Raw genomic sequence first — 23,663 nt, forward strand, 5'->3', positions numbered from 1 at the left:
ATTATTGTTATTCAATCAGATTTTTATTCTAAAGAACCTTTTTTTGGGTTACTTTAATAAAGTTATTTAATTATTTTTAGGTTTTATTCAATGCAAAATATCGGGATGTCGTCAAAACTCGACAATGTCTGCTATGACATTAGGGGTCCTGTACTCAAACATGCTAAGCGCATGGAAGAAGAGGGACATAAAATACTGAAACTTAATATCGGTAACCCTGCCCCGTTTGGCTTTGACGCCCCAGATGAAATTTTGGTTGATGTGATTCGCAATTTGCCGACATCCCAAGGCTACTGCGACTCAAAAGGGATTTACTCAGCACGTAAAGCCGTTGTTCAGCACTATCAACGCAAAGGCATTCACTCACTTGATGTCGAAGATGTATACGTGGGTAACGGCGTATCAGAGCTGATTGTAATGGCGATGCAAGCATTGCTGAATAACGGCGATGAAATGTTAGTGCCTGCACCAGATTACCCACTATGGACCGCCTCAGTTGCGTTGTCCGGTGGTAAAGCGGTTCACTACATCTGTGATGAAGGTGCCGATTGGTACCCTGATTTGGATGACATTAAGAGCAAAATCACACCGAAAACACGCGGTATTGTTCTTATCAACCCAAACAACCCGACAGGTGCGGTATACAGCCGTGATTTCTTGTTAGAAGTGATTGAAATTGCACGCCAGCATAAGCTGATCATTTTCGCTGACGAAATCTACGATAAGGTGCTTTATGATGGCGCCACACACACTTCTGTTGCGACGCTGACCGAAGACGTTCTTGTCATGACTTTCAACGGGCTATCAAAAGCTTACCGTGTATGTGGCTTCCGCGGTGGTTGGATGTTCCTAACGGGACCTAAGCACCAAGCTCAAGGCTATATAAACGGTCTAGATATGCTGTCGTCTATGCGTTTGTGTGCCAACGTTCCTATGCAGCACGCAATCCAAACAGCATTAGGCGGCTATCAGAGTATCAATGAACTCATCTTGCCGGGAGGACGTTTACTTGAACAACGCGACCGCGCATGGGAACTGATTAACCAGATCCCTGGTGTGTCTTGTGTTAAGCCAAAAGGTGCCATGTATCTATTCCCGAAAATTGACACCAAGAAGTACAACATCAAAGACGACCAGAAGATGGTGCTTGATTTCCTAATTCAAGAAAAAGTCCTCTTAGTACAAGGCAGCGGTTTTAACTGGCCGAAACCTGATCACTTCCGAATTGTGACGTTGCCACACGTTGAAGACTTAGAACTTGCAATCGGTCGTTTTGAACGCTTCCTATCTACTTACAGTCAGTAGTAATTAGATTCGTTCTTTCATATGCTTAAAGGGTACTCATTGAGTACCCTTTTCATTTCATGGAGTAAAGAAATGCCACAAGATAACAATTCAGAAGAAAGCTATAAGGAAAGTCACTTTTTCGCCCACTTAGCAAGAATGAAGCTCATTCAGCGTTGGCCATTAATGCGCTCGGTTTCAACAGAAAATATCTCTGAGCACAGCCTACAGGTTGCCTTTGTCGCTCACGCCCTTGCCGTCATCAAAAACAAAAAATTTGGGGGCGAGCTCAATCCAGAAAGAATCGCAATCTTGGGTATGTACCACGATACTAGCGAGGTGTTGACGGGTGACCTTCCAACGCCAGTCAAATACTACAACCCTGAAATTGCCAAAGAATATAAGAAGATAGAAGCGGCTGCCGAACAAAAGTTGCTCTCGATGTTGCCAGAAGAATTCCAAGAAGACTTTGCTCCATTTCTGGTTTCAACAGCCGCTCATAAAGAAGATGCATCCATTGTTAAGCAAGCCGATACGATTTGCGCTTACTTAAAATGCTTAGAAGAACTCAGTGCGGGCAACCATGAATATGCTCTGGCTAAAAAACGTTTAGACGTCACTCTCAAGGAACGTAGTAGCCCAGAGATGGATTACTTCCTGAATGTGTTTGCGCCTAGCTTTGAGCTCTCTCTGGATGAAATCAGTTGATATGAGTTGTCTGGTCACGTTTGAAGCTATGGAGTAGAAAATCAATCAGCTCCTTTTTTCGCTTTGGCATCAGCTTACGATCAGCATAGACAAGGCTTACTTCCACCTCTGGCATTTTGTAGCTTGGTAACAAACGAACTAAACGTCCAGTGGCAAAGTGTTCACGACAAATAAATTCAGGTAACACCGCAATCCCCAGTCCATCAATAGACGCTTTAAGGCACGAAGTGATGGTATTTACTCTTAGTCGATATGGCAGATCAATTTGATACGAAGTGTCATCATCAAGTTGTAAGTGCCATTTCGGCAAACGCGCAGCTTTATTTGAGACCTCAACCATTTGATGAGGAGCGGTTAAATCTAAGTGGTGCTCAATCATCCCATACTCTTCGAGATAGTCAGGGCTTGCCACCAAAGCCCGCTTCGATGCCGTCAAATAACGAGAGACAAGATTTGAATCTTCCAATTCTCCTATCTGGGCATATAAATCAATCCCCTCACCAATGATATCGACCTCTCGGTTAGAGAGTTCTAAGTTCATGGTGACGTTCGGATAGAGTTTCAAGAATTGATTTATATAAGAGCCCAGCACCTGATGTCCCAACTCTACAGGCAAAACGATGTTCAAAGGACCTCTAACCAAGTCTTGATTAGCCGAGACTTCTAGCTCCGCTTGATTCATCACTTCCAACATTTGCTGGCTCGATTGATAGAACTTTTCACCTTCTGGCGTTAACACCAAACTGCGTGTCGAACGAGTGATCAATCTCACACCAAGATGCTGTTCTAGCTCAGCTAGCTTTCGACTGACCGTTGACTTTGTCATTCGTAAAGATTCAGCCGCGTGAGTAAAACTTCCACAATCAACAACTTGGACGAATATCGTAACTGCATTCAGATCCATTCGTTCCCCTTGCTCTATCTATTAGTACAATTTCTGCAACAGTGTTTTCAGTTTTTCCTATCTTATCAACCAATGCCAATCATTTACAATTCGTTACATTCAACCGAGTTCGAGAATGCGTCAATGACTGAAACACACGACATGCCAACCAAGAAAAAACAACGCAACAAAGCCCCACTTATCGCGACAGTCATCATGCTGTCACTTGGGTTACTAGGTGGCGGCTATTGGTTTGGCTACGGCCAATACTTTGAATCGACTGACAATGCTTACCTTCAAGGTGACATCACTACGATCAGTCCAAAAGTATCCGGTTACATTGTTAAATCGTACGTAACGGATAACCAAGTGGTCAAACAGGGCGATATTCTGGCACAAATCGATGATCGTGATTACCAAGCCACACTCGACCAAGCGAAGGCTCATTTAGAAGTGGCTCAATCGAGCGTTAATAATCTATATGCTCAACAGACCTTACAACGTAGCCAAATTAACCAAGCTGAAAGCCAAGTTGATTCCGCGCAGGCAGAATACGATCGTGCTATTCAGCAAGTTGCTCGTTCTCGTAGTCTATTGAAACGTAACTATGCTTCTCAAGATGAAGTCGATAGCATGCTCGCTCAACAAAAAGTGACTCAGGCACAATTAGAGCAAGCAAAAGCCAACCTAGCAGCAGCCAATGATCAGCTAATAGTCATCGCCAGCGAAGTTGAACAAGCTAAAGCGTCAGTGACGGAAGCGAATGCCCAACTTGAGCAAGCAGAACTGAACCTAAACTACACCAAAATTTACGCACCTGCGGATGGGGTTATTGGTAAACGTAGCGTACGTGAAGGCCTACTAGTACAAGCGGGAACACCGTTGATGAGCCTAGTACCAAATAATGCCGTATGGATTGAAGCAAACTTCAAAGAAACTCAGCTAAGCGGCATTCATCAAGGGCAAAAAGTAGAAGTCGAATTAGATGCTTTCCCAGGTCAAACATTAGAAGGTGTCGTAGACAGTTTCTCTCCAGCAACAGGAGCTAAGTTCGCACTGCTACCCCCTGAGAATGCGACGGGTAACTTCACTAAAATCGTGCAGCGAGTACCGGTCAAAATCGTCATCCCAGATCAAAAAGAACTTAAAGGTCGCCTGCTACCCGGTTTATCTGTTGTCACTACCATTGATACGCGAGGCTAATCATGAGCCAAGCTGTCGTTGATCACGCCGATCAAGAACAAGAAGTTCCCGTTCGTCACTGGATTGCGCTTTTTGGTGGTCTTCTTGGTGCCTTTATGGCCATCTTAGACATTCAGATCACTAACTCGTCACTAAAAGACATTCAAGGTGCCCTATCTGCGACTCTTGATGAAAGCTCGTGGATTTCGACTTCTTATCTTGTGGCAGAGATGATCGCGATTCCACTGAGTGGCTGGCTATCTAAAGCACTTGGTAAACGACGTTATCTCACGTGGACAACGGCCATCTTTACCCTTTCTTCATTGCTATGTTCGTTCTCTTGGAACATGACCTCTATGATCGTGTTTCGAGCGATGCAGGGCTTTAGCGGCGGCGCTTTAATTCCATTAGCTTTCTCACTAGTGGTTCAGCTATTGCCATTAAACAAGCGTGCAGTGGGTATGGCATTGTTTGGTGTAACGGCCACGTTTGCTCCTTCTATCGGACCGACCTTTGGTGGTTGGCTAACAGAGAACTTATCTTGGCACTACATCTTCTACATTAACATTCCACCAGCACTGTTGCTGATTGCGATGATTCGCTACGGTCTAGATGATGAGCCGTTAGAACTGGCAACACTGAAAAAAGCTGACTGGTTTGGAATTGCTACCATGGCACTCGGCCTTGGCTGTCTGGAAGTGGTTTTGGAAGAAGGCAACCGTGAAGAGTGGTTTAGCTCTAGCTTCATCATTACGCTCAGCATTATCTCAGCGGTCAGTTTGGTCTATTTCATTATTAATGAACTCCAGCATAAGAAGCCACTGGTTAACCTGCGTTTATTGCGGAATGGTCAATTTGCGATGTCTTGTATCGCCTACCTGATTTTAGGAATGGCATTGCTAGGTTCCATCTATGTGTTGCCACTCTATCTGACTCAGATTCAACAATACAATGCGATGGAAATCGGCGAAGTGCTTATGTGGATGGGCTTTCCTCAGCTGCTCATCTTCCCTCTAGTGCCTAAACTCACGCAAATCATTAAGCCTAAGTATCTCGTAACCTTTGGCTTTGCAATGTTTGGCCTGAGTTGTTACGTGAACACACATATGACCGTCGATTTTGGCGGACAACAATTGATTTTATCGATGTTGCTACGTGCTATTGGTAGCCCGTTTATTATGGTGCCACTCTCTTTGGTAGCAATGAAGAACATCAGTAAACCCGATACACCCGACGCTTCGACTTTGACCAACGTCATGCGTAACTTGGGCGGCGCATTCAGCATTGCCATTATCGCAACTTTGTTGGACAACAAAACACGTGAGCACTTAGGCCATATTAAAGAGTCATTAAGCGCGGTCAGCATAGATGGTTGGAATACACTGCAACAACAGCAAGCTTTCTTCATTCAATCTGGTAGTGACACTGCAACGGCAATGCAGCAAGCTCAAGCTAGTTTGTTAGGCACCATGCAGCGCGACGCCGCTATCATGGCGTACAACGACGTCTTTTTAATGATGACGCTCTTTCTTGGCGTAGCCGCGATATTGGTTCTAAGTATGAAGGATTAACCGCAAATACACGTGAAACGGCGATATTTCACTGTTCTCACGTGTAATTCTTTGTATTTATCATGTAACAGGTGTACGGTAAGAAAAAAGACAAGGGAGTACACCTATGACGTTTAAAATCAGCTCCTTATGGTTCGAAAGACACGACGACGAACACAAAATTCGCCGAGATGACCACCGCAGTCCATATCAGCGCGATCGCGCACGTATTCTTCATTCTGCCGCTTTTAGACGCCTGCAGGCTAAAACACAGGTTCACGGCAACAGCTTTGATGATTTTCACCGCACCCGTCTGACTCACTCTCTTGAGGCCGCTCAGCTAGGTACAGGTATTGTTGCTCAAATTAAGAAGAAGCAGCCTGAGTTTCGCGATCTATTGCCAAGCGATAGCCTAATTGATTCCTTGTGCTTAGCTCATGATATCGGCCACCCACCCTACGGCCACGGTGGTGAAGTCGCTCTTAACTATATGATGCGAGAGCATGGTGGTTTTGAGGGTAACGCACAGACGTTTCGTATCGTCACAAAACTTGAGCCTTATACTGAACTGTTTGGTATGAATTTGGCGCGTCGTACTTTGTTAGGACTTATCAAATACCCAGCACTCATCAGCCAAACTCGCGCTGACATTATGCCTGAATGTGTTTCCCATCAACGCAAACTCAGAGCGCGCGATTGGTCACCGGCTAAAGGGCTTTATGACTGTGATGCAGACCTGTTTGACTGGGTATTAGAACCACTGAGTCAAAACGACAAGTCTATTTTTAGCCAGATGCGCGATGAGCAATACTCAGAAACTGAGCATAAGAAGACTCGCTACAAGTCTATCGACTGTTCCATTATGGAGCTTGCCGACGATATCGCTTATGGCGTTCACGACCTAGAAGATGCCTTGGTTTTAGGGATGGTTAATCGTAACCAGTGGGTTGAAGGCGCAGCAAGTAAGCTCGCAGAATGTGGTGACCCATGGTTTGAGGAGCACATCGCTTCAATTTCAGAGATGCTGTTATCCGGAACTCACCACCAGCGTAAAGATGCGATTGGTGGAATGGTGAATGCTCTACTGACCAGTATTTCAATTAAGCCAGTCGATGCGCCATTTGAGTCACAATTGCTGGCCTTTAATGCCGTGCTCGAACCTTCAATGGCTAATGCTTTGGAGATCCTGAAACGTTTCGTCAGCCAATACGTAATCCAAGTCCCTCATGTTCAAGTGATGGAGTACAAAGGTCAGCAAATCATTATGGATATTTTCGAAGCACTTAACGCCGATCCAGAAAGACTACTGCCGATTGATATCAAGCAGAAATGGGCAAATAGAAAAGATGAGAGTGATGGCTATCGTGTCATTGCAGATTACATCTCTTCAATGACTGATGGGCACGCTCAAAGACTTCATCAACAGTTATTCTCTTCTCATTAATCCAAACGAGGGTTAGAGTGACAACGTCGCCACTCTAACCTTTTCCTCAAGAATTAGTGATTAAACTCACTGACAAATTGGTTGAGCTTTCCTAGCAACCTCGCTTTCTCATCATCGTTGATAAAACTAGCGGCAATCGCATTGCGGGTAAAGCTTGCTAACTCTTGGTTCGTCACTTCATGACTCTTTGCTACGGCTTGGAAGTTTGCATTCATGTAACCACCAAAATAGGCCGGATCATCTGAATTGATTGTCACACAAAGGCCACGACGAAGCAGAGCAACAATGTTGTGCTCTTCCATTTTATCGAACACTTTCAATTTAGTATTCGATAACGGACAGACCGTCAGTGGCATCTTGTTATTCGCCAATGCATGCAGCAAGTTTTCATCATCGGAACAACGAACACCATGGTCGATTCGGCTTACTTTCAGTAGTTCCAAGCTGTCATAGATATTACTCGCCGGCCCTTCTTCCCCGGCATGAGCAACCGTTAGAAACCCCTCTTCTAGTGCTTTGCTAAAAACACGTGCAAATTTCTCTGGCGGATGTCCTAGCTCTGAAGAGTCTAAACCAATACCGACGATCTTATCTTTGTGAGCCAAGGCTTCAAACAGAGTATCGAAAGCGCTCTCTTCATCGAGGTGACGCAAAAAACACATGATGATCTGACTGCTAATGCCAAGCTTTTCTTCACCATCTTTCAATGCTCGATGTATGCCGTTAATTACAGTATCAAAAGCGATCCCTCGACTGGTATGAGTCTGCGGATCAAAGAAGATCTCTGTATGAATAACATTATCTTGCTGGCAGCGAAGCAAGTAAGCCCATGTTAGGTCGTAAAAGTCCTGCTCATGGATAAGCACATTGGCACCTTGATAATAAATATCAAGGAACGATTGTAGGTTGGTAAATTGGTAGGCAACTTTAACGTCTTCTGGCGTAGCAAAAGGCAGCTCGATGTTGTTGCGCTTTGCCAGCTCAAACATCATCTCGGGCTCTAAGGAACCTTCGATATGTAGGTGCAGCTCAACTTTTGGCAGTTGTTCAATAAAAGCAGTTTGATTATTCACGCTTGTGTCTCCATTCATTTTGACTGGGTTCCAACAAGCGCTTTTCTCTAGAAAAGTTTCAAGCATACAAAGAGAAAAGCGCTGTGCACTTAACTCTTCGTAATCTGAAATTATCGGTTTCAGGTAGAGACTCCCACACCTTATCAGTGGGATTATACGAAGTATCGTTTAACTTATACGGATAAAGTAAAACGATTGCGCGTCATTATATTCAACCAAAAGGTCTAATGACAATATCGCGCTTAGAAATAAGTGTAGAAGAAAATACGCTTAAGAAAGGTAATTTTTCTCAAATACACCGGGCGGCATCTGTTTGATTTGAAACTCAATCATATGATTAAAAGCATCAATCAGCGGCATAAAGTCTTTTTCTGACTCAAGTAGAGACAAGATATGATACCCCGCTTCTACCGTTGAGAGGCTGTTGTCGCTTGGAGCTTTTCTAATTCGGTAGTTACCTTGTAAATCATCAGGCAAGCGAACTAGAGGTAACTGGTGGAGGTTAGTCGATAACTGCCACATTTTGTACGCTTTCTTCCACGTCCCATCGAGCAAAATCACACGGACCTTGTGCTGATTGGCAACTTGTTTTGCTACCTCATGATGAGTGAGAGCACCTTCTCCCGGGTAGAGGACGAAATGTTGGTAAGAATCATCATCAAGCAACTGGTTAAGCTTATCAGCGGCAGTAAAGTCTTCACCAACAAAACAGTGACTGTTGGCAAGCGATAGGTTGAGAATTCGCGCTGTCCCCATCGGGCGATTCGTCTCGCTGTGATGTTGAAGGATGATCAGCTCTACATTCGATGTTAGGCTTTGTATCCACTCACAAATACACGCTTTGAGTGATTTTCCACATTGAGAACAGTATCGGGACATAGTGTGCGCTTATTTCTATTGTTGATCGCAGTCAGCATTACCTGCTTAGCTTTGCAGTTTGAGCCAATGGCTTCGCTGGTCAATTGGCATCGTTACCTAATTTTAGACGGCCAATGGTGGCGCATCCTATCAGGAAACTTTACTCATACCAACTTTGCCCACCTCGGAATGAATTTAGGGGGGCTTTGGATCATCAGTTACATCTTTAAACCGAGTAAGAAAGAACTGCTAGCCTTGCTGCTTACCATTGGGGTCTCTGTTGGGCTGCTTAACTTCTTGAGTGACATGAATGGTTACGTCGGACTTTCAGGGCTACTACACGGCTTATTCGCCTACTTTGTACTGCAAGAGAGCTTAAACGGACGCAAAAGTAGTTGGCTACTGGTTTTAGGGGTTATTGCGAAGGTAACTTGGGAGATGACTGTCGGCGCTTCGCAATCCACCAGCGACTTGATTAACGCGCGAGTTGCGGTTGAAGCTCACCTGTTTGGCATGGTTTCAGGTTTTGCGCTCGCTCTTGTCACTCACTTCTTCCCTAGCCGAAATAAATCAGCTGCATAGATATCAATAATATACCAACCGCTAGACAATAATTAGGTTGATGTTCATCGATAAAGGGCGCAGAATGGCGCCCTTTTTCACGCAGAACAACTCTGCGATGAATCCTGCTTACATATTACAGAGATCAATTTATGGGTTTTACCTCCTTAGGCCTTTCTGCACCAATCCTCAAAGCAATTGAAGAACAAGGTTATGACACCCCTTCTCCGATTCAGGAACAAGCGATTCCTGCGGTACTTTCAGGGAAGGACGTCATGGCGGCAGCGCAGACTGGTACGGGTAAAACAGCAGGCTTTACACTCCCTATTTTAGAGCGTCTTGACAATGGCCAACGCGTCAAAGGCAACCACGTTCGAGCACTTATCTTAACGCCAACTCGTGAGCTGGCAGCTCAAGTGCAAGAAAACGTCTTTAAGTACAGCCGTCACCAGCGTCTTACTTCTCAAGTTGTTTTTGGTGGTGTAAAAGTTAACCCACAAATGCTTAAGCTACGTAAAGGTTGTGACGTACTTGTCGCTACACCAGGCCGTCTACTAGACCTTTACCAGCAAAATGCAGTGAAGTTTGATCAGCTTGAAGTGTTGGTTCTAGATGAGGCCGATCGCATGCTAGATATGGGCTTCATTCGCGATATCCGTAAGATCCTAAACATTCTGCCAGCAAAACGTCAGAACTTACTGTTCTCTGCAACATTCTCAGCAGAGATCCGTGAACTGGCAAAAGGCCTAGTAAACGATCCTATTGAAGTCTCAGTAAACAAAGAGAATTCTACAGCCGTTACTATCGAACAAAGCATTTACCCTGCAGATAAGCGTAAAAAAGCGCCAATGCTGGTTAAACTAATCAAAGATGGTAACTGGAAACAGACGCTTGTGTTCTGTCGTACTAAGCATGGCGCAAACCGTTTGGCTTTCTTCTTAAACAAAGAAGGTATTACCGCTGCCCCAATTCATGGTAATAAGAGCCAAGGTGCTCGTACTCGTGCATTGGCAGATTTTAAATCGGGTGATGTTCGCGTGTTAGTCGCGACAGACATCGCAGCGCGTGGTATCGATATCCCTCAACTTCCTCAGGTTGTGAACTACGAACTACCACACGTATCTGAAGATTATGTTCACCGTATTGGCCGTACTGGCCGCGCAGGTGAAGTAGGTAGAGCAATTTCATTAGTTGAAGCTGCTGAAGCAAATGAGCTATTTGGTATTGAACGCCTAATTCAACAAGTGCTGCCACGTATTGAGCTTGAAGGCTTTAAACCAGTTAACGAACTGCCTGAATCTAAGTTAGATACTCGCCCAATTAAGCCAAAGAAACCGAAGAAGCCTAAAAAACCTAAACAACCAAAAGCTGAACATGCTGATGGTCAACGTTCTGGTGATAATGCTCGTGGCAACAAACCAGCCAGCAAAAACAAACGCCACTTCGGCCACAACAAGCCAAATGGTGAAAACCGTGGTAACGGCGGCCAAGCGAAACGCAAACCTGCAGGCGGAAACAATCAACAGCGTCGAAAACCAGCAAATCGTAAGCCTACAGGCCAGAGCAAGGCACAATAGAAATTATAAGTAGAGCCCTCAATTGACGGGCTCTACCTTTTTATAAACGAAGCAATGGCTTTACACTGGCTCAACTTTGTAAGTCACAATTCTTGGTTGTTCTGTACTCATATCCACCACCCACTCTTCGTTCACAAGTACATTAATTGACTCTCCTTTGGTCGTGTTTGCAATCAAACGAACTCTCAACTCAGCCACCTGTTGACCCTCTTGCTCACGAACTACGATCTGTTCTAACACATGCTCACAGTTAGGTTTGAAAGTCTCACGTAGTACTGCATACCAATCGTTAAAGCCTGCAATTCCTGTAAACTTCCCTTCCGGAGCCGTGATCACCACATCATTACGTAGCATCGCATGGAACTGACCTGAATCTTCTTCAAGCTTATCCATTTTTTCAAACCAACGTTTTACCAATGCTGTTACTTTTACCTGCGGCGATTCGAGTAGGTGATTAATTTGCACACTCAAACGTTCAGCGTGCTCTACGGCCTTGGCCTCAACACCCTCTTGAGTGTTATATACGCCAGGAATGTAGACCATACCATTCGTGTAAATTGGCTTTTGGTAGTTCATTCCTGCTAGGTAAGCGGTTTGCTGAATAGGGTATAACAGCTGCTCTATTGTGAAATGGTTATAACCAAGTGGATCATAGGATTCTGCTGGACCACCAATGGTGGTAGAGATTATCAATGCTTTACCTTTTAGCTTGTCGCCTTCAGGTCCATAGGCAAAGTTAAACGCCATGACATCATCAACCCACTTTTTCAGCAAGGCAGGCATTGAGTACCAATAGAAAGGAAACTGAAGCACAACCACGTCCGCATCAAGTAGCGCATTCTGCTCTTGTTCAACATCGATTTGATAGTCAGGATACATGTCATCAAGGCGGCGTATATCAATACTCTCAATTTTCTCTTTTAGCTGTTCCAGAATCACTTTATTGGTGTACGAAGACTCTAAATTTGGATGTCCTGAAATAACCACTACTTTGCTCATGTTTGGCTCCTACTCATTACTCTTTTGATAACGCGACACTGCGTATCGGATAGGAGTACTTTAATCCTGTTCATTAATCACTTGTAGAACAGTAAACTTTAATTTTTAATTAGGTAAAACCTAACAGTAGATAAGTTACGTATGAAAGGAACGACCTATAGCCAGTTACAAGTGTTTCAGACCATTGTGCAGGAAGGCAGTATTCGTGGAGCGGCAAGAAAACTAGAAATGGCGGCTCCGTCAGTGAGTCAGTCACTTAAGTTGCTAGAGAGTAATATCGGACTCACTCTGTTTAATAGAACCACCCGTAAGATTGAGTTAACTGAAGCGGGTCGGTTACTTCACGAACGCACAGTCGCGGCTATGGAGTCTCTTAATTATGCTTTAGAAAGTGTTCAAGAACTCACTGAGGAACCCAGTGGAAAGCTCCGCATCACTTTGCCAAAGTTCGTCTATAACACCTATTTTAAGCGCATCTTCGCCGATTTTTGTCGTCAATACCCACAAATCGAGTTTGAAATATCTATCTCAGATGCATCTTTAGATATTGTTAAAGAAGGAATCGATCTCGGTATTCGCTTTGGCAGTATTCTAGAAGAGGGCATGGTAGCGAAAAAACTGACTGAACCGATGCAAGAGGCGTTATTTGCTTCACCTGAATATTTAGAGCGTTATGGTACTCCTAAATCCCTTGAAGATCTCAGTAAGCACAAACTGATTCAATACCGCTTTATTACTTCCAATAAATACGCCCAGCTAAACTTAGTCGAAGATGGCCAACAGACTCGGGTTGAGATTCCTTATGGCCTAGTCGTTAATGATACTGACTTGATGATTGATGCCGCCAAAGAGGGGCTCGGTATTGGTCGCCTTGTTCTGCCCTCACTCACTAAAGAGCTAACAAGCGGAGCATTGTTACCTGTATTAGAAGACAAATGGCCAACATACCCAGGGCTTTACGTTTATTTCAGTCGCAACAGTCAGAAAGTAAAACGAGTTCGAGTATTGATTGATTACCTTATCGAACATTTCAATATTGATTAATGATCTGATAGTTAGATAAAAAAAGCCCTCGTGACTAGCGAGGGCTTATTCTTATCAACTTTCAGAAGGGGGAATTGAGGTATCAGTATTTCTTCAGAATCTCTGCAATACTTGCTTCATCATCTGCAGCAATAATTGCTTCAATATCGTCATCATTCTGGAACAATTCGGATAGTGCAACGATGGTCTGAATATGGCTATCTGAATCTAGTGCAGCCAACGTAACAGAGAAGAACACATCACCGTTATCTTCTGATTCCAAATCTACACCATTCTTGAATACTGTGATTTGTAGCGCCGCTTCATTAACACCATCTTCTGGTCGAGCATGGGGCATAGCAATCTTAGGTGCTAGCACATAGTATGCACCGATTTCTTTATGCTTTTGTTTGATAGCTTCTAGGTACGTCGCATCGACCTTACCTTGCTCAACAAGCTTTGAACATGTCACTTCTAGTGCAGCATCAACCGTTAAGTTTTGCTCGTTTGAGATAACAATGTTATCCCCAATAAGGTTCATAATGCTCATGATACTAACCATCCTAGAATCAGACCAACTACACCAAAGTCAAAGTCAGCGAACGTTGTTGCTTCAAGACCCAGACCACCAAGAACTGGAAGAAGTAGCATTGGTAGGAACGAAATACATAGACCTTGAGTAAATGCGCCTAGCACTGCACCACGTAGACCACCCGTTGCGTTACCGTAAACACCTGCTGCACCACCTACGAAGAAGTGTGGTACTACACCCGCTACGATAATCGTCCAATCGAACATACCTTGAATACCCATCGCAACTAGGCCAGCAGCGAAAGAAGATAGGAAGCCGATTAATACTGCGTTTGGCGCAACTGGGAATACCATTGGACAGTCTAGAGCTGGTTTCGCACCTGGTACTAGCTTGTCAGAAATACCTTTAAACGCTGGAACGATTTCTGCGATTAGCATCTTCACACCTTGCAGAACAATGTATACACCACCTGCAAACGTTAGTGATTGCATAAAGGTAAATACAACCCAGTTTTGACCACCTGATACAGTTTCTACGAAGTCACCACCAGCAAAGATTGAAGCGAACATGAAGAAGATTGCCATTGTGGTTGCAACCGCTACTGGCGTATCACGTAGGAACATTAAGCTCTTAGGTACATTAATGTCTTCTGTTGTTTTCGACGTATCACCAAACTTGCTACCAATAAAGCCTGCAACTAGGTAAGAGAATGTCGAGAAGTGACCCATTGCTAGCTGATCAGTACCCATCACTTTCTCAGTATATTTCTGAGCTAGTGCTGGCATGATTACCATTAGCGAACCAACAATCACCGAGCCCATTGCCACTAATGTTGTACCTGTAATACCTGCTGTAGACAGAATTACCGCAACCAACATAGACATAAACATGGTGTGGTGACCCGTTAAGAAAATATACTTAAGCGGAGTAAAACGAGCTAAAAGAATATTAACTACGAAGGCAAAGAACATAATAAGTGCCATTTCATAACCAAACGCTTCTTGTGCTAGAGCAACAATCGCTTCGTTATTTGGAATAACACCACTTACGCCAAATGCTTCTGTAAATACAGTTGAGAAATTATTTAGTGCACCAACTAGAGCACCCGCACCAAAACCTAAAATTAGGAAACCCATTACGGTTTTAATTGTGCCTTTTAAGATCGTTGAAATATCTGCTTTTTGTGCAATCAAACCAATAAAAGCAATTAAACCAACCATGATTGCTGGCTCTTTTAATAAGCCAAGCATAAATTCAAAGAAGTTAGCCATCTTTTATTTCCTTACATGAATGCTTTTAATTGCTCTTCAATCGAAGCTTTATCGAAAATATTTGCTAGGCTAACAATATTTGTTTTTCCTGCTTCTGAAAGCTGGTTTGCAACATCTGTTGCTGCTACCCAAATATCAGCTGAGCTTGATGCAGCAGAAGACAAATCTTCATGATCAACTTCAGCATCTAAACCAATTTTTCCTGCTACTTCTTTTACTGCCATTTCCATCATTAGAGATGTACCAAGACCGTTTCCGCACACAACCATAATTTTTTTCATAATATTTTCTCTGTAGGGTTTTATTAGGAGAGCTATTAACTTCCGCCTCTTTGTTGATGAGAATAATATCCAAATCACGCAAAAACAGAATAGATCACCATCACAAAACCAAAATGACCTTGTGACCTAGATCTCGATAATGGGTAGTGAGAATGCACAAACGGTCACTAACACCTCTTAAGGAGTAGTGCTAATTTTGTGCATTGATTTTTGTTTTTTGGTAGAAAGAAGAAAAGTGTGATCTTGGATTATGAATATGGTTCAGTACATGTATGAAGAGTTTATTTTACTTACCGTAGTCCGTAAGCATTTTCTTAAGCAAACTGTTAACGTCTTTGGTTTTCTTATTTCTTTTTGTTAATGCACTCAGTGAAGTTGGTCGTTCAAGTGTTTCTTTTTTATCACTCTCAAGTTCTTCCACTTTATCTTTTAGTTTCTGAACCGCAGGAAGTAGCATACGAATTTCTTCGCCAGCTTCATTTTCTAACACAACAATATTTTCTGATTCAACCTGAATAATCGTTAATATTCCGTGTTTAATAGACTCAACTTTCTCCCCTACCATAGATGATTGAGGTGGAACCGATCGGTCTGAAACTTGACCACTACGTAATTTGGCCGCAGTAATAGAACGAATATTGCCAGTATTTTCAAAAGCAACGATCACTGTGTGCGTATTATAGTATTCAATCACTGTCACATAGCCGTGCTTTTTAGTCTCAAACCTCGCACCAATTTGCATATCATGTGGGGCTTCGAGTTTTTTAATTAACATCCAGTGTACCTGGTACTTCTTATGCTGTCCGACATATCGCAAGTATATACGCTCATTTGCTCTTTATAAATGACAATATTCTGGTTCATGACTTGTTTCTCTGTAACAAATCTTAATAACAACCTATAAATACGTGAAGTATTAGCTTCTATTTCGTTTATCCCTATATACAAAAACGCCCACCAAATGGTGGGCGTTACATCAGGTTATGTGCATTTACACAATTGGGCGCTGACCGCGATCAATGAGCTTCATCAGCACATTGTCTGCCGCTTCACCTGCTAAACCAGCAAGCTTTGAGGTCAGTTTCTTTTTCTCAACGTAGTGGATCGCCAATACCGTTTTATCTTTACATGCTTCAACAACTAGGTCATCTGAGGTTTTGATCTCATCAACTAAGCCTAGTTCATGGGCTTGAGTACCGAACCAGTGCTCACCAGTCGCGACTTTATCCAGCTCTAACTCAGGGCGACGCTCACGGATGAAATCTTTAAACAAGCCATGAGTTTCTTCTAGCTCTTGCTTAAACTTCTCACGCGCTTTATCTGTATTTTCACCAAACATGGTTAATGTGCGCTTGTATTCACCAGCTGTCAGCTGCTCATATTCAATATCGTACTTCTTAAGAACCTTATTGAAGTTTGGCAATTGAGCAATCACACCAATTGAACCTACGATTGCAAATGGCGCTGATACAATTTTATCTGCGATACATGCCATCATATAGCCACCACTTGCGGCGACTTTGTCGACTGAAATAGTCAGTGGTAATTTGGCTGCCTTAATACGATCAAGTTGAGAAGACGCAAGACCATAGCCATGAACCATGCCGCCGCCTGACTCTAAACGTAGAAGCACTTCATCACCTTCACGAGCAACCGCTAGAATTGCAGTGACTTCTTCACGAAGCGAAGCCACTTCTTTAGCATCAATACTGCCTTTGAAATCTAGAACGAACAGGTGTGGTTCACGCTTGCTATCAAGATCGCCCTCTTTAGACGCTTTTTTGATCTCTTTCTCGCGAGTTTTGTTTTTCTCTTTCTCTTGCTTCTTCTCAGCTTTATCGCGAGCTTTGATAAATGCGTCATCATGCAGATGGTGCTCTAACTGCTCAACAGTATGTTTGTGTTGTTCAGTTAGGTTAGTAATTTCCAATTCACCTTTCGCCGCACCGCTTTTTCCGCCAGCCGCTTTAGCAATAACTAAAATCGCAACTACTGCGACTACGACAGTCACAATCTTGGCTAAAAACAGCCCATAGTCCAACAAAAATTCCAATGTGATTATCCTCTAATGTGCGAATTGGTGTATTGTAACCACCATCTTACGGAATCATAAAGTAAATCATTACAATAAGGACACACATCGTGGAATATGCTGTTTCTTCAGATGCCTTGAAAGGTAAAGTCATTCTGGTTACTGGTGCGGGCGCGGGTATTGGTAAACAAGCCGCTCTTTCTTATGCTCAGCACGGCGCAACCGTGATTTTACTTGGTCGTACAGTGAAAAAGCTGGAACAAACATACGACGAAATTGAAGCAGCAGGCTACCCACAGCCTGCGATTATTCCGCTTGATATGAAAGGCGCAACCAAGCAAAACTATCTGGATATGGTCGATACCATTGAAGGTCAATTTGGCCAATTAGATGGTGTTCTACATAACGCAAGCCTACTGGGGGTTATCAGCCCATTCGACCAAATTGGTGAAGATACGTTTGATGACATTATGCAAGTCAACGTAAAGGCGCAGTTTTTAATGACCCAAGCCGTTTTGCCACTACTGCATAAATCGGAAGATGCTCGTATCATCTTCACTTCTTCGACAGTTGGCCACAGTGGTCGTGCATTCTGGGGAACTTACGCAATGTCCAAGTTTGCCACTGAAGGTATGATGCAAATTCTTGCTGATGAGCTTAGCGACACGACGATCCGTGTTAATGCCATTAACCCAGGTGCGACACGTACTGGAATGCGTGCGAAAGCTTACCCTGCAGAAGATGCTGATCTACTAAAAACACCACTGGATATCATGCCACTTTACCTATACTTGATGGCTCCAGAAGGCCGAGCAGTCAATGGTGAGTGTATTGATGCACAACCAAAAAAGTAATCATTAACTCGAATACTTTCTAAATACAATTCAACGCCTTGTGTTTTCTTTTTCAAAGCACAAGGCGTTTTTTTATTCACTCACACTTTCTTCCTATTGCTGATATTCATTAATGATTTATACTGTATAAATATACAGGTAAATTATTATGTATGAATTAATCGAAAACCTTAAACAGAAACAATGGCTTTGGTCTGGAATTCAAACTCCAGAGTACTCTGATCACCACTCAACCGGCTTTGATCTTCTCGATCAAAAGTTAGAGGGCGGTTTTCCTAAGCATGGTGTTGTTGAGATCCAAGGGACTTCAAGTATTGGCGAGCTGCGCCTATTGCTACCACACCTAAAAAGAACAAGCCAAGAACGCTTATCGGTGTTCATTCAGCCTCCTGGCTACCTTTGTGCGGAGCAGTTAAGTAATGAAGGAATCGATAACAATAAAGTATTGCTTGTCTATCCAAGAAGTGAAAAAGAGGCTCTATGGACTGCTGAACAATGCTTACGTAGCGGTGCTTGTAGCAATGTCCTACTTTGGCACTCCAGTCTAGAGGTTCACCAAGCTAGACGCTTGCAAGTCGCAAGTGAACGTGGCAATGCCGTCCACTTTTTATTCAAGACTGAAAACAAAAGCGTTTTTTCTTTACCTGTCAATTTGAGCATGACTTTAGAACCTCATCCATCGGGTATTGAAGTCACTATTACCAAACGTAAAGGCGGTTGGCCACAAGGGAGTTTTGTCATTGATATGGCATCAATATGGCCAAATTTGACCCTACAACCAAAAGCGCCAGTCGTCGTCCCATTCCCACTGAGGCAACAGGGATAATCATGCAAAGTTGGCTGTATCTTCATTTCCCAACGTTGCAATTAGATGGCCTATTTTCGGAGCAAACCTCCCTCCCCTTAGCCATCGTTGAACCTAAACGTTTTAAAGTCGTGCAACGTAATGCCATTGCTCAGGAGCAAGGTATTGAATTAGGGATGGGGCTTGGTAGCGCCAGTGCTCTTTGTCATCAATTACAAGTACACCCTTATGATGAAAGTATTGAACAACAAGCCCTACTCAATATCGCTCAGTGGCTATACATGGTGACCTCTGATATTTGCCTCTTTCCACCACAAGGGGTGTTGCTCAAGGTAACCAACATGCTTTCGCTCTATGGCGGACTCGAACCATACTGGCAAAGGGTATCTGAGCATTTAAACCAGCTCGATGTTCACTATCAATTTTCTACCGGCTTTTCACCATTTTCGGCCATGTTGCTATCCAAGGCTAATATCGGACTTTTATCACTCGAAAGACCAGTGATTATGGATGCACTAAAGCCATTTCCGCTTTGGGCTACTGAGCTAGATGCTAAGAAAGTGGATAAATTGCAACGTGTCGGAGTCGCTACTTTACGCGATCTACTCGAAATCCCAATGCAAGAGATTGCTCGCCGATTCGATATTGATTTGGTCAACTATATTGGTCGTCTATTGGGACAATTTAAGCACCCTATCGATTTTTATCATCCACCAGAGCAATTCCAGAGCTATAAAGAGTTACTGTTTGATATTGAAAACGTTCAATGGCTTGAAAGACCTTTAAGTAAGCTACTTGAGAAGCTCGAAGTCTTCTTAACGTTACGAAATCAAGTCGGGTATGAGCTTGAACTTGTCTTGCACCAACGTGATAAAGGTGACAGCACTGTGTCTTTTTATTCGGCCAGTGGCGACTATCTCTCAGCTCGCTGGATGACATTATGCAAACTCACCATGGAATCATTACAACTTGAAGCTCCAGTTCAAGGGTTAACACTGCGACTTATACGCAGTGGCGAACTTGAATCCACCAGCGCAGATCTATTTAAAGGCTTTCAAGGGGAACAGACTGAACTCGAATTGATCGGCCTTTTACAAGCAAAGCTGGGAAAAGAAAGCGTACGCAAGTCAGCACATAGCCATGACCCTCGCCCTGAAAAATCCACCTTTCTCTGTGACCCAACACTGCCAATACCTCATAAGGTAGCCAGTAAAAAGTTAAGACCAAATTTTATGCTTCAGAACCCAGAGCCCCTGTCTGACAAGGTGTCATTAATCCAAGGTCCTGAGCGTTTTGTTACCGGGTGGTGGGATGGTGAGGACATGACTCGAGACTACTTTGTCGCCCGTAGTGACAAAGGTCGTTGGTTATGGGTGTTTCGTAACCAAGATATGCAGTGGTTCACCCACGGCCTATTTAGTTAATTGAGGTAATGTTATGGGTTATGCTGAGCTCTTTTGTCAGAGCAATTTCTCATTTCTAACCGGCGCTTCTCACGCTGAAGAATTGATCTTGCAAGCAGACTTTCTACGCTACCATTCACTCGCCATTACGGATGAGTGCTCCGTCGCTGGTGTAGTAAGAGCGCATAGTGCGATAAAAAGCCACCAACTCAACATCAGCTTGATTATTGGCAGTATGTTTTGGCTCAATGATGAATGCCAAGTGGTTTTATTGTGCCCAAATCGTGAAGCTTATGCTGAGCTATGCCGCATCATTACCAATGCTAGAAGACGCTCAGAGAAAGGACAATATCAGCTGTCTGAGTGGGATTTAATGTCCATTCGCCACTGTTTAATTTTATGGTTACCTTGCCATAGGCCCAGTGACAAAAAGTGGGGGCAATGGCTTGCTCAGCATCACCAGCACCGGTTATGGCTTGCTATACAAAGGCACCTATCTTGTGACGATAAACAATTTTTAGATTACTGCCAGCAACTGGCCGACGAAATGCATTTACCCATCACCGCTTGTGGAGGGGTATTGATGCACACTGCCACGCGTTTGCCCCTGCAGCATACACTCAGTGCAATAAAGCATGGTTGCAGTGTTAGTGAATTGGGCGAGCAGCTACTGACCAATACAGAAAGAAGCCTGCGTAGCCAAGAAAAACTCAGTAAGCTATTTAAACCGGAATGGCTTGCCGAAAGCGTCGCAATTGCCCAGCGTTGCAATTTTAGTTTAAGCGACCTTCAGTATGAGTATCCAAGTGAGCTCGTCCCTGATGGCTATACGCCAATGAGCTACCTCAGGCAGCTTGTCGAGAAAGGGAAAGCACTGCGCTTTCCTGAAGGTGTGCCTGATGACATTCAACAAACGATTGATAAAGAGCTCTGTTTAATCGACGAACTCAACTACCCTTTTTACTTTTTGACCATCCACGATATCGTGATGTTTGCTAAGCGCAATCACATCCTTTATCAAGGGCGAGGTTCAGCTGCGAACTCTGTTGTCTGCTACTGTCTAGAAATCACTTCCGTCGACCCAAGACAAATCTCGGTTTTATTTGAGCGCTTCATTAGTAAAGAACGTGATGAGCCACCAGATATTGATGTCGACTTCGAACACGAACGTCGTGAAGAGGTGATTCAATACATCTACCAAAAATATGGTCGTGAGAGAGCGGCTCTCGCTGCCACTGTCATCTCTTACCGTTTTAAAAGCGCGGTACGGGATGTAGGCAAAGCTTTAGGTATCGAAGAAAGTCAGCTGGATTACTTTATTAAGAACGTTAATCGCAGAGACCGCGCTCAAGGCTGGCAAGCTCAGATCGTTGAATTAGGTCTACAGCCCGATTCTCTGAAAGGCGAGCAATTTATCAGCTTAGTTAACGATATTTTAGGGTTCCCACGTCATCTATCTCAGCATGTTGGCGGATTTATTATCGCTGCAGGCCCATTGTATGAGCTTGTTCCTGTTGAAAACGCATCAATGACAGATCGTACTGTCATTCAATGGGATAAAGATGATTTGGAGTCGCTCAAACTGCTGAAGGTGGACGTTCTTGCTCTTGGTATGCTAACAGCAATCAGAAAGTGTTTTAGCTTGGTTGAAAAGTACCACCAGCAAACTCTTACCATTGCAGAAATCACTCGGCGTCAAGACGATGCCAATGTGTATCAAATGATTCAGCGAGCAGACACGATAGGTGTTTTCCAAATCGAATCACGTGCTCAAATGAGTATGCTGCCACGGTTAAAACCTGCGACCTATTATGACTTAGTGATTCAAATCGCGATTGTCAGGCCGGGACCAATCCAAGGTGATATGGTTCACCCCTTCCTAAAACGTAGAAATGGAGAAGAGCAAATCCATTACCCTTCAGAAGAAGTTCGCAGTGTCTTACAGCGCACGTTAGGGGTCCCTATTTTCCAAGAGCAAGTGATTAAAATCGCTATGGTTGCTGCTGGCTTTAGTGGTGGAGAAGCCGATCAACTGAGACGAGCAATGGCCGCTTGGAAGAAAAATGGCGATCTCGTAAAGTTTAAAACCAAGCTGATTGAAGGAATGCTCAGTCGAGGGTACGAGCTGGAATTTGCTGAACGCATCTTTGAACAAATCCTCGGCTTTGGCGAATATGGATTCCCTGAAAGTCATTCAGCGTCCTTTGCTGTCCTTGCTTACTGCTCTGCTTGGTTAAAGCACTATTATCCAGAAGCTTTCTATACATCTTTACTCAACAGCCTACCTATGGGCTTTTACAGCGCCTCACAGCTCGTACAAGACGCTCGTCGCCACAATGTGCGTATATTGCCTATTTGTGTTAACGCCTCTCTCTATGACCACCAGATGGTCGTAGAACAAGGAAGGTGGGCAATCCGTCTTGGATTCAGGCAAATTAAAGGCTTCAGCCAACAAAGTGCCAAACAGCTGGTTCATGCAAGAGCCAAAACTGGCTTTACCCATACCGGTCAAATCAAGCACATTGGCCTCAATCGCAGAGATGTTGAGTTACTTGCCTCAGCCAACGCAATGCATACCTTAAGTCAAAACCGTTACCAAACCCGATGGGCAATGATGGATTCACTCTCAGATTTGCCTCTTTTTCATAATATGGAAGACGACACAACTCCGCTTGTTGGCAATCCAACAGACAGTCAAACCTTGGTAGAAGACTACGCTGCCACTGGCCTTTCCCTTGCCAAACACCCGATCACTCTCCTAGATGAATCCGGAATACTTGGGCAGTTTACCCGTATGCAAGAGTTAAAAAATAAGGAACACCAATCGTTAGTCACCGTAACAGGGATCGTGACAGGGAAACAGTCACCTGGTACGGCTGCTGGTGTTACCTTCTTCACCCTAGAGGATGATACTGGCAACATTAATGTCGTAGTCTGGAAAGCAACAGCAAGAGCACAAAAATCTGCTTATCTAACCGCTAAGATTTTGCAAGTGAAAGGGATCTTAGAAAAAGAAGGAGAAGTTCACCACGTCATCGCTGGACGCTTAATTGACATGACGGATGCATTACAGGGCCTTAATAGTAAATCTCGAGATTTTCACTAATATCTCTATCTGCTAGAAAAGAAAAAAGGGAGCCAAGGCTCCCTCTTTTTAGCGTTACTTTGACAAACTAAAACTTGTCTTCAGCATCCATACTTCTTTTCTTATATTCCCTATACAGCAACATACATAAGGTCATAACAACCTTAGAAGTAAACCATATCATTGATAAGAACTACCTTAAGAGTCTGACGAAAAGTTGTATTTGATAGTTACATCATTTTGATTAACAAAATAACT

21 protein-coding genes and 1 riboswitch are annotated in these 23,663 nt (G+C 43.6%); of the genes, 12 read left to right on the forward strand and 9 right to left on the reverse strand.

Translation table 11 applies throughout. The features are described from left to right. The first annotated feature begins 90 nt into the window (after positions 1-90). Entirely contained in the window at positions 91-1,305 is a 1,215-nt protein-coding gene (locus AAFX28_RS18955; protein ID WP_408689964.1) for a pyridoxal phosphate-dependent aminotransferase, read from the forward strand. 72 nt (positions 1,306-1,377) lie between these two features. Further along, positions 1,378-1,992: a 5'-deoxynucleotidase gene (yfbR, locus tag AAFX28_RS18960; protein ID WP_408689966.1), complete on the forward strand. Its 615-nt coding sequence runs from the start codon at positions 1,378-1,380 to the stop codon at positions 1,990-1,992. Here yfbR and AAFX28_RS18965 read toward each other — a convergent pair. After that, complete coding sequence (locus AAFX28_RS18965) at positions 1,985-2,896, reverse strand: LysR substrate-binding domain-containing protein (RefSeq protein ID WP_408689967.1); 912 nt, start codon at positions 2,894-2,896, stop codon at positions 1,985-1,987. The two genes, yfbR and AAFX28_RS18965, sit on opposite strands and share 8 nt — an antisense overlap. A gap of 123 nt (positions 2,897-3,019) precedes the next feature. Here AAFX28_RS18965 and AAFX28_RS18970 point away from each other — a divergent pair, with 123 nt between their 5' ends. The 3 genes from AAFX28_RS18970 to AAFX28_RS18980 all read left to right on the forward strand — a co-directional run bounded on the left by AAFX28_RS18970 (position 3,020) and on the right by AAFX28_RS18980 (position 7,051). Then, positions 3,020-4,078: an HlyD family secretion protein gene (locus tag AAFX28_RS18970; RefSeq protein ID WP_408689969.1), complete on the forward strand. Its 1,059-nt coding sequence runs from the start codon at positions 3,020-3,022 to the stop codon at positions 4,076-4,078. Between the two features lie 2 nt (positions 4,079-4,080). Next, positions 4,081-5,628: a DHA2 family efflux MFS transporter permease subunit gene (locus AAFX28_RS18975; RefSeq protein WP_408689970.1), complete on the forward strand. Its 1,548-nt coding sequence runs from the start codon at positions 4,081-4,083 to the stop codon at positions 5,626-5,628. 106 nt (positions 5,629-5,734) lie between these two features. Continuing rightward, positions 5,735-7,051, forward strand: coding sequence for an anti-phage deoxyguanosine triphosphatase (locus AAFX28_RS18980; RefSeq protein ID WP_408689971.1), 1,317 nt, complete (start codon positions 5,735-5,737; stop codon positions 7,049-7,051). 53 nt (positions 7,052-7,104) lie between these two features. On the opposite strand, the gene AAFX28_RS18985 is transcribed toward AAFX28_RS18980, so the two are convergent. Next, positions 7,105-8,142 carry an adenosine deaminase gene (locus AAFX28_RS18985; protein WP_408689973.1) on the reverse strand — a complete coding sequence of 346 codons (1,038 nt, stop codon included), beginning with the start codon at positions 8,140-8,142 and terminating at the stop codon, positions 7,105-7,107. Between the two features lie 62 nt (positions 8,143-8,204). Beyond that, a riboswitch (purine riboswitch) is annotated at positions 8,205-8,304 on the reverse strand. 90 nt (positions 8,305-8,394) lie between these two features. Continuing rightward, on the reverse strand, positions 8,395-9,003 hold the full coding sequence (locus tag AAFX28_RS18990) for a tRNA-uridine aminocarboxypropyltransferase (protein ID WP_408689974.1): 609 nt from the start codon (positions 9,001-9,003) through the stop codon (positions 8,395-8,397). Between the two features lie 3 nt (positions 9,004-9,006). On the opposite strand from AAFX28_RS18990, the gene rrtA reads away from it, so the two are divergent. Continuing rightward, positions 9,007-9,564: a rhombosortase gene (gene rrtA / locus AAFX28_RS18995; RefSeq protein WP_408689975.1), complete on the forward strand. Its 558-nt coding sequence runs from the start codon at positions 9,007-9,009 to the stop codon at positions 9,562-9,564. 131 nt (positions 9,565-9,695) lie between these two features. Continuing rightward, a complete protein-coding gene (locus tag AAFX28_RS19000) occupies positions 9,696-11,120 on the forward strand; it encodes a DEAD/DEAH box helicase (protein ID WP_408689976.1) in 1,425 nt (474 codons plus the stop codon). A gap of 60 nt (positions 11,121-11,180) precedes the next feature. Here AAFX28_RS19000 and AAFX28_RS19005 read toward each other — a convergent pair whose 3' ends face one another. Further along, on the reverse strand, positions 11,181-12,119 hold the full coding sequence (locus AAFX28_RS19005) for an NAD(P)H-dependent oxidoreductase (protein WP_408689978.1): 939 nt from the start codon (positions 12,117-12,119) through the stop codon (positions 11,181-11,183). A 141-nt stretch (positions 12,120-12,260) separates the two neighbouring features. On the opposite strand from AAFX28_RS19005, the gene AAFX28_RS19010 reads away from it, so the two are divergent. Continuing rightward, entirely contained in the window at positions 12,261-13,163 is a 903-nt protein-coding gene (locus tag AAFX28_RS19010) for a LysR family transcriptional regulator (RefSeq protein ID WP_408689979.1), read from the forward strand. An 82-nt stretch (positions 13,164-13,245) separates the two neighbouring features. Here the strand turns inward: AAFX28_RS19010 and AAFX28_RS19015 are convergent, their stop codons facing one another. From AAFX28_RS19015 to sohB, 5 genes are all read right to left on the reverse strand, one after another. Further along, positions 13,246-13,692 carry a PTS sugar transporter subunit IIA gene (locus tag AAFX28_RS19015; protein ID WP_408689980.1) on the reverse strand — a complete coding sequence of 149 codons (447 nt, stop codon included), beginning with the start codon at positions 13,690-13,692 and terminating at the stop codon, positions 13,246-13,248. Next, positions 13,689-14,945 (reverse strand): PTS ascorbate transporter subunit IIC, encoded by a 1,257-nt coding sequence (locus AAFX28_RS19020; protein WP_408689982.1) that lies wholly within the window; start codon positions 14,943-14,945, stop codon positions 13,689-13,691. Before AAFX28_RS19020 ends, AAFX28_RS19015 begins: the two co-directional genes overlap by 4 nt. An 11-nt stretch (positions 14,946-14,956) precedes the next feature. After that, a complete protein-coding gene (locus tag AAFX28_RS19025) occupies positions 14,957-15,226 on the reverse strand; it encodes a PTS sugar transporter subunit IIB (protein ID WP_408689984.1) in 270 nt (89 codons plus the stop codon). A gap of 286 nt (positions 15,227-15,512) precedes the next feature. After that, entirely contained in the window at positions 15,513-16,001 is a 489-nt protein-coding gene (locus tag AAFX28_RS19030; protein ID WP_408689985.1) for a hypothetical protein, read from the reverse strand. A 216-nt stretch (positions 16,002-16,217) separates the two neighbouring features. Further along, entirely contained in the window at positions 16,218-17,279 is a 1,062-nt protein-coding gene (gene sohB / locus AAFX28_RS19035; RefSeq protein ID WP_408689986.1) for a protease SohB, read from the reverse strand. Between the two features lie 89 nt (positions 17,280-17,368). Here sohB and AAFX28_RS19040 point away from each other — a divergent pair, with 89 nt between their 5' ends. The 4 genes from AAFX28_RS19040 to AAFX28_RS19055 all read left to right on the forward strand — a co-directional run bounded on the left by AAFX28_RS19040 (position 17,369) and on the right by AAFX28_RS19055 (position 23,426). Further along, the gene (locus tag AAFX28_RS19040; protein ID WP_408689988.1) at positions 17,369-18,112 is read left to right on the forward strand and encodes a YciK family oxidoreductase; all 744 of its coding nucleotides are present in this window, start codon (positions 17,369-17,371) and stop codon (positions 18,110-18,112) included. 148 nt (positions 18,113-18,260) lie between these two features. After that, positions 18,261-18,938 (forward strand): translesion DNA synthesis-associated protein ImuA, encoded by a 678-nt coding sequence (imuA, locus tag AAFX28_RS19045; protein ID WP_408689990.1) that lies wholly within the window; start codon positions 18,261-18,263, stop codon positions 18,936-18,938. Between the two features lie 2 nt (positions 18,939-18,940). Beyond that, complete coding sequence (locus tag AAFX28_RS19050) at positions 18,941-20,341, forward strand: Y-family DNA polymerase (RefSeq protein ID WP_408689991.1); 1,401 nt, start codon at positions 18,941-18,943, stop codon at positions 20,339-20,341. 13 nt (positions 20,342-20,354) lie between these two features. Beyond that, entirely contained in the window at positions 20,355-23,426 is a 3,072-nt protein-coding gene (locus AAFX28_RS19055; protein ID WP_408689992.1) for an error-prone DNA polymerase, read from the forward strand. Positions 23,427-23,663 lie beyond the last annotated feature (237 nt).

It is taken from the genome of Vibrio sp. TBV020 (assembly GCF_046056895.1).
In the GTDB taxonomy this organism is placed as follows: Bacteria; Pseudomonadota; Gammaproteobacteria; order Enterobacterales; family Vibrionaceae; genus Vibrio.

What these genes read in the sequence shown, in the direction of transcription:
- AAFX28_RS18955 (WP_408689964.1), top strand. Translation starts at nt 91, where the DNA reads ATGCAAAATATCGGGATGTCGTCAAAACTCGACAATGTCTGCTATGAC.
- yfbR (WP_408689966.1), top strand. Translation starts at nt 1,378, where the DNA reads ATGCCACAAGATAACAATTCAGAAGAAAGCTATAAGGAAAGTCACTTT.
- AAFX28_RS18965 (WP_408689967.1), bottom strand. Translation starts at nt 2,896, where the DNA reads ATGGATCTGAATGCAGTTACGATATTCGTCCAAGTTGTTGATTGTGGA.
- AAFX28_RS18970 (WP_408689969.1), top strand. Translation starts at nt 3,020, where the DNA reads ATGACTGAAACACACGACATGCCAACCAAGAAAAAACAACGCAACAAA.
- AAFX28_RS18975 (WP_408689970.1), top strand. Translation starts at nt 4,081, where the DNA reads ATGAGCCAAGCTGTCGTTGATCACGCCGATCAAGAACAAGAAGTTCCC.
- AAFX28_RS18980 (WP_408689971.1), top strand. Translation starts at nt 5,735, where the DNA reads ATGACGTTTAAAATCAGCTCCTTATGGTTCGAAAGACACGACGACGAA.
- AAFX28_RS18985 (WP_408689973.1), bottom strand. Translation starts at nt 8,142, where the DNA reads ATGAATGGAGACACAAGCGTGAATAATCAAACTGCTTTTATTGAACAA.
- AAFX28_RS18990 (WP_408689974.1), bottom strand. Translation starts at nt 9,003, where the DNA reads ATGTCCCGATACTGTTCTCAATGTGGAAAATCACTCAAAGCGTGTATT.
- AAFX28_RS19000 (WP_408689976.1), top strand. Translation starts at nt 9,696, where the DNA reads ATGGGTTTTACCTCCTTAGGCCTTTCTGCACCAATCCTCAAAGCAATT.
- AAFX28_RS19005 (WP_408689978.1), bottom strand. Translation starts at nt 12,119, where the DNA reads ATGAGCAAAGTAGTGGTTATTTCAGGACATCCAAATTTAGAGTCTTCG.
- AAFX28_RS19010 (WP_408689979.1), top strand. Translation starts at nt 12,261, where the DNA reads ATGAAAGGAACGACCTATAGCCAGTTACAAGTGTTTCAGACCATTGTG.
- AAFX28_RS19015 (WP_408689980.1), bottom strand. Translation starts at nt 13,692, where the DNA reads ATGAGCATTATGAACCTTATTGGGGATAACATTGTTATCTCAAACGAG.
- AAFX28_RS19020 (WP_408689982.1), bottom strand. Translation starts at nt 14,945, where the DNA reads ATGGCTAACTTCTTTGAATTTATGCTTGGCTTATTAAAAGAGCCAGCA.
- AAFX28_RS19025 (WP_408689984.1), bottom strand. Translation starts at nt 15,226, where the DNA reads ATGAAAAAAATTATGGTTGTGTGCGGAAACGGTCTTGGTACATCTCTA.
- AAFX28_RS19030 (WP_408689985.1), bottom strand. Translation starts at nt 16,001, where the DNA reads ATGTTAATTAAAAAACTCGAAGCCCCACATGATATGCAAATTGGTGCG.
- imuA (WP_408689990.1), top strand. Translation starts at nt 18,261, where the DNA reads ATGTATGAATTAATCGAAAACCTTAAACAGAAACAATGGCTTTGGTCT.
- AAFX28_RS19050 (WP_408689991.1), top strand. Translation starts at nt 18,941, where the DNA reads ATGCAAAGTTGGCTGTATCTTCATTTCCCAACGTTGCAATTAGATGGC.
- AAFX28_RS19055 (WP_408689992.1), top strand. Translation starts at nt 20,355, where the DNA reads ATGGGTTATGCTGAGCTCTTTTGTCAGAGCAATTTCTCATTTCTAACC.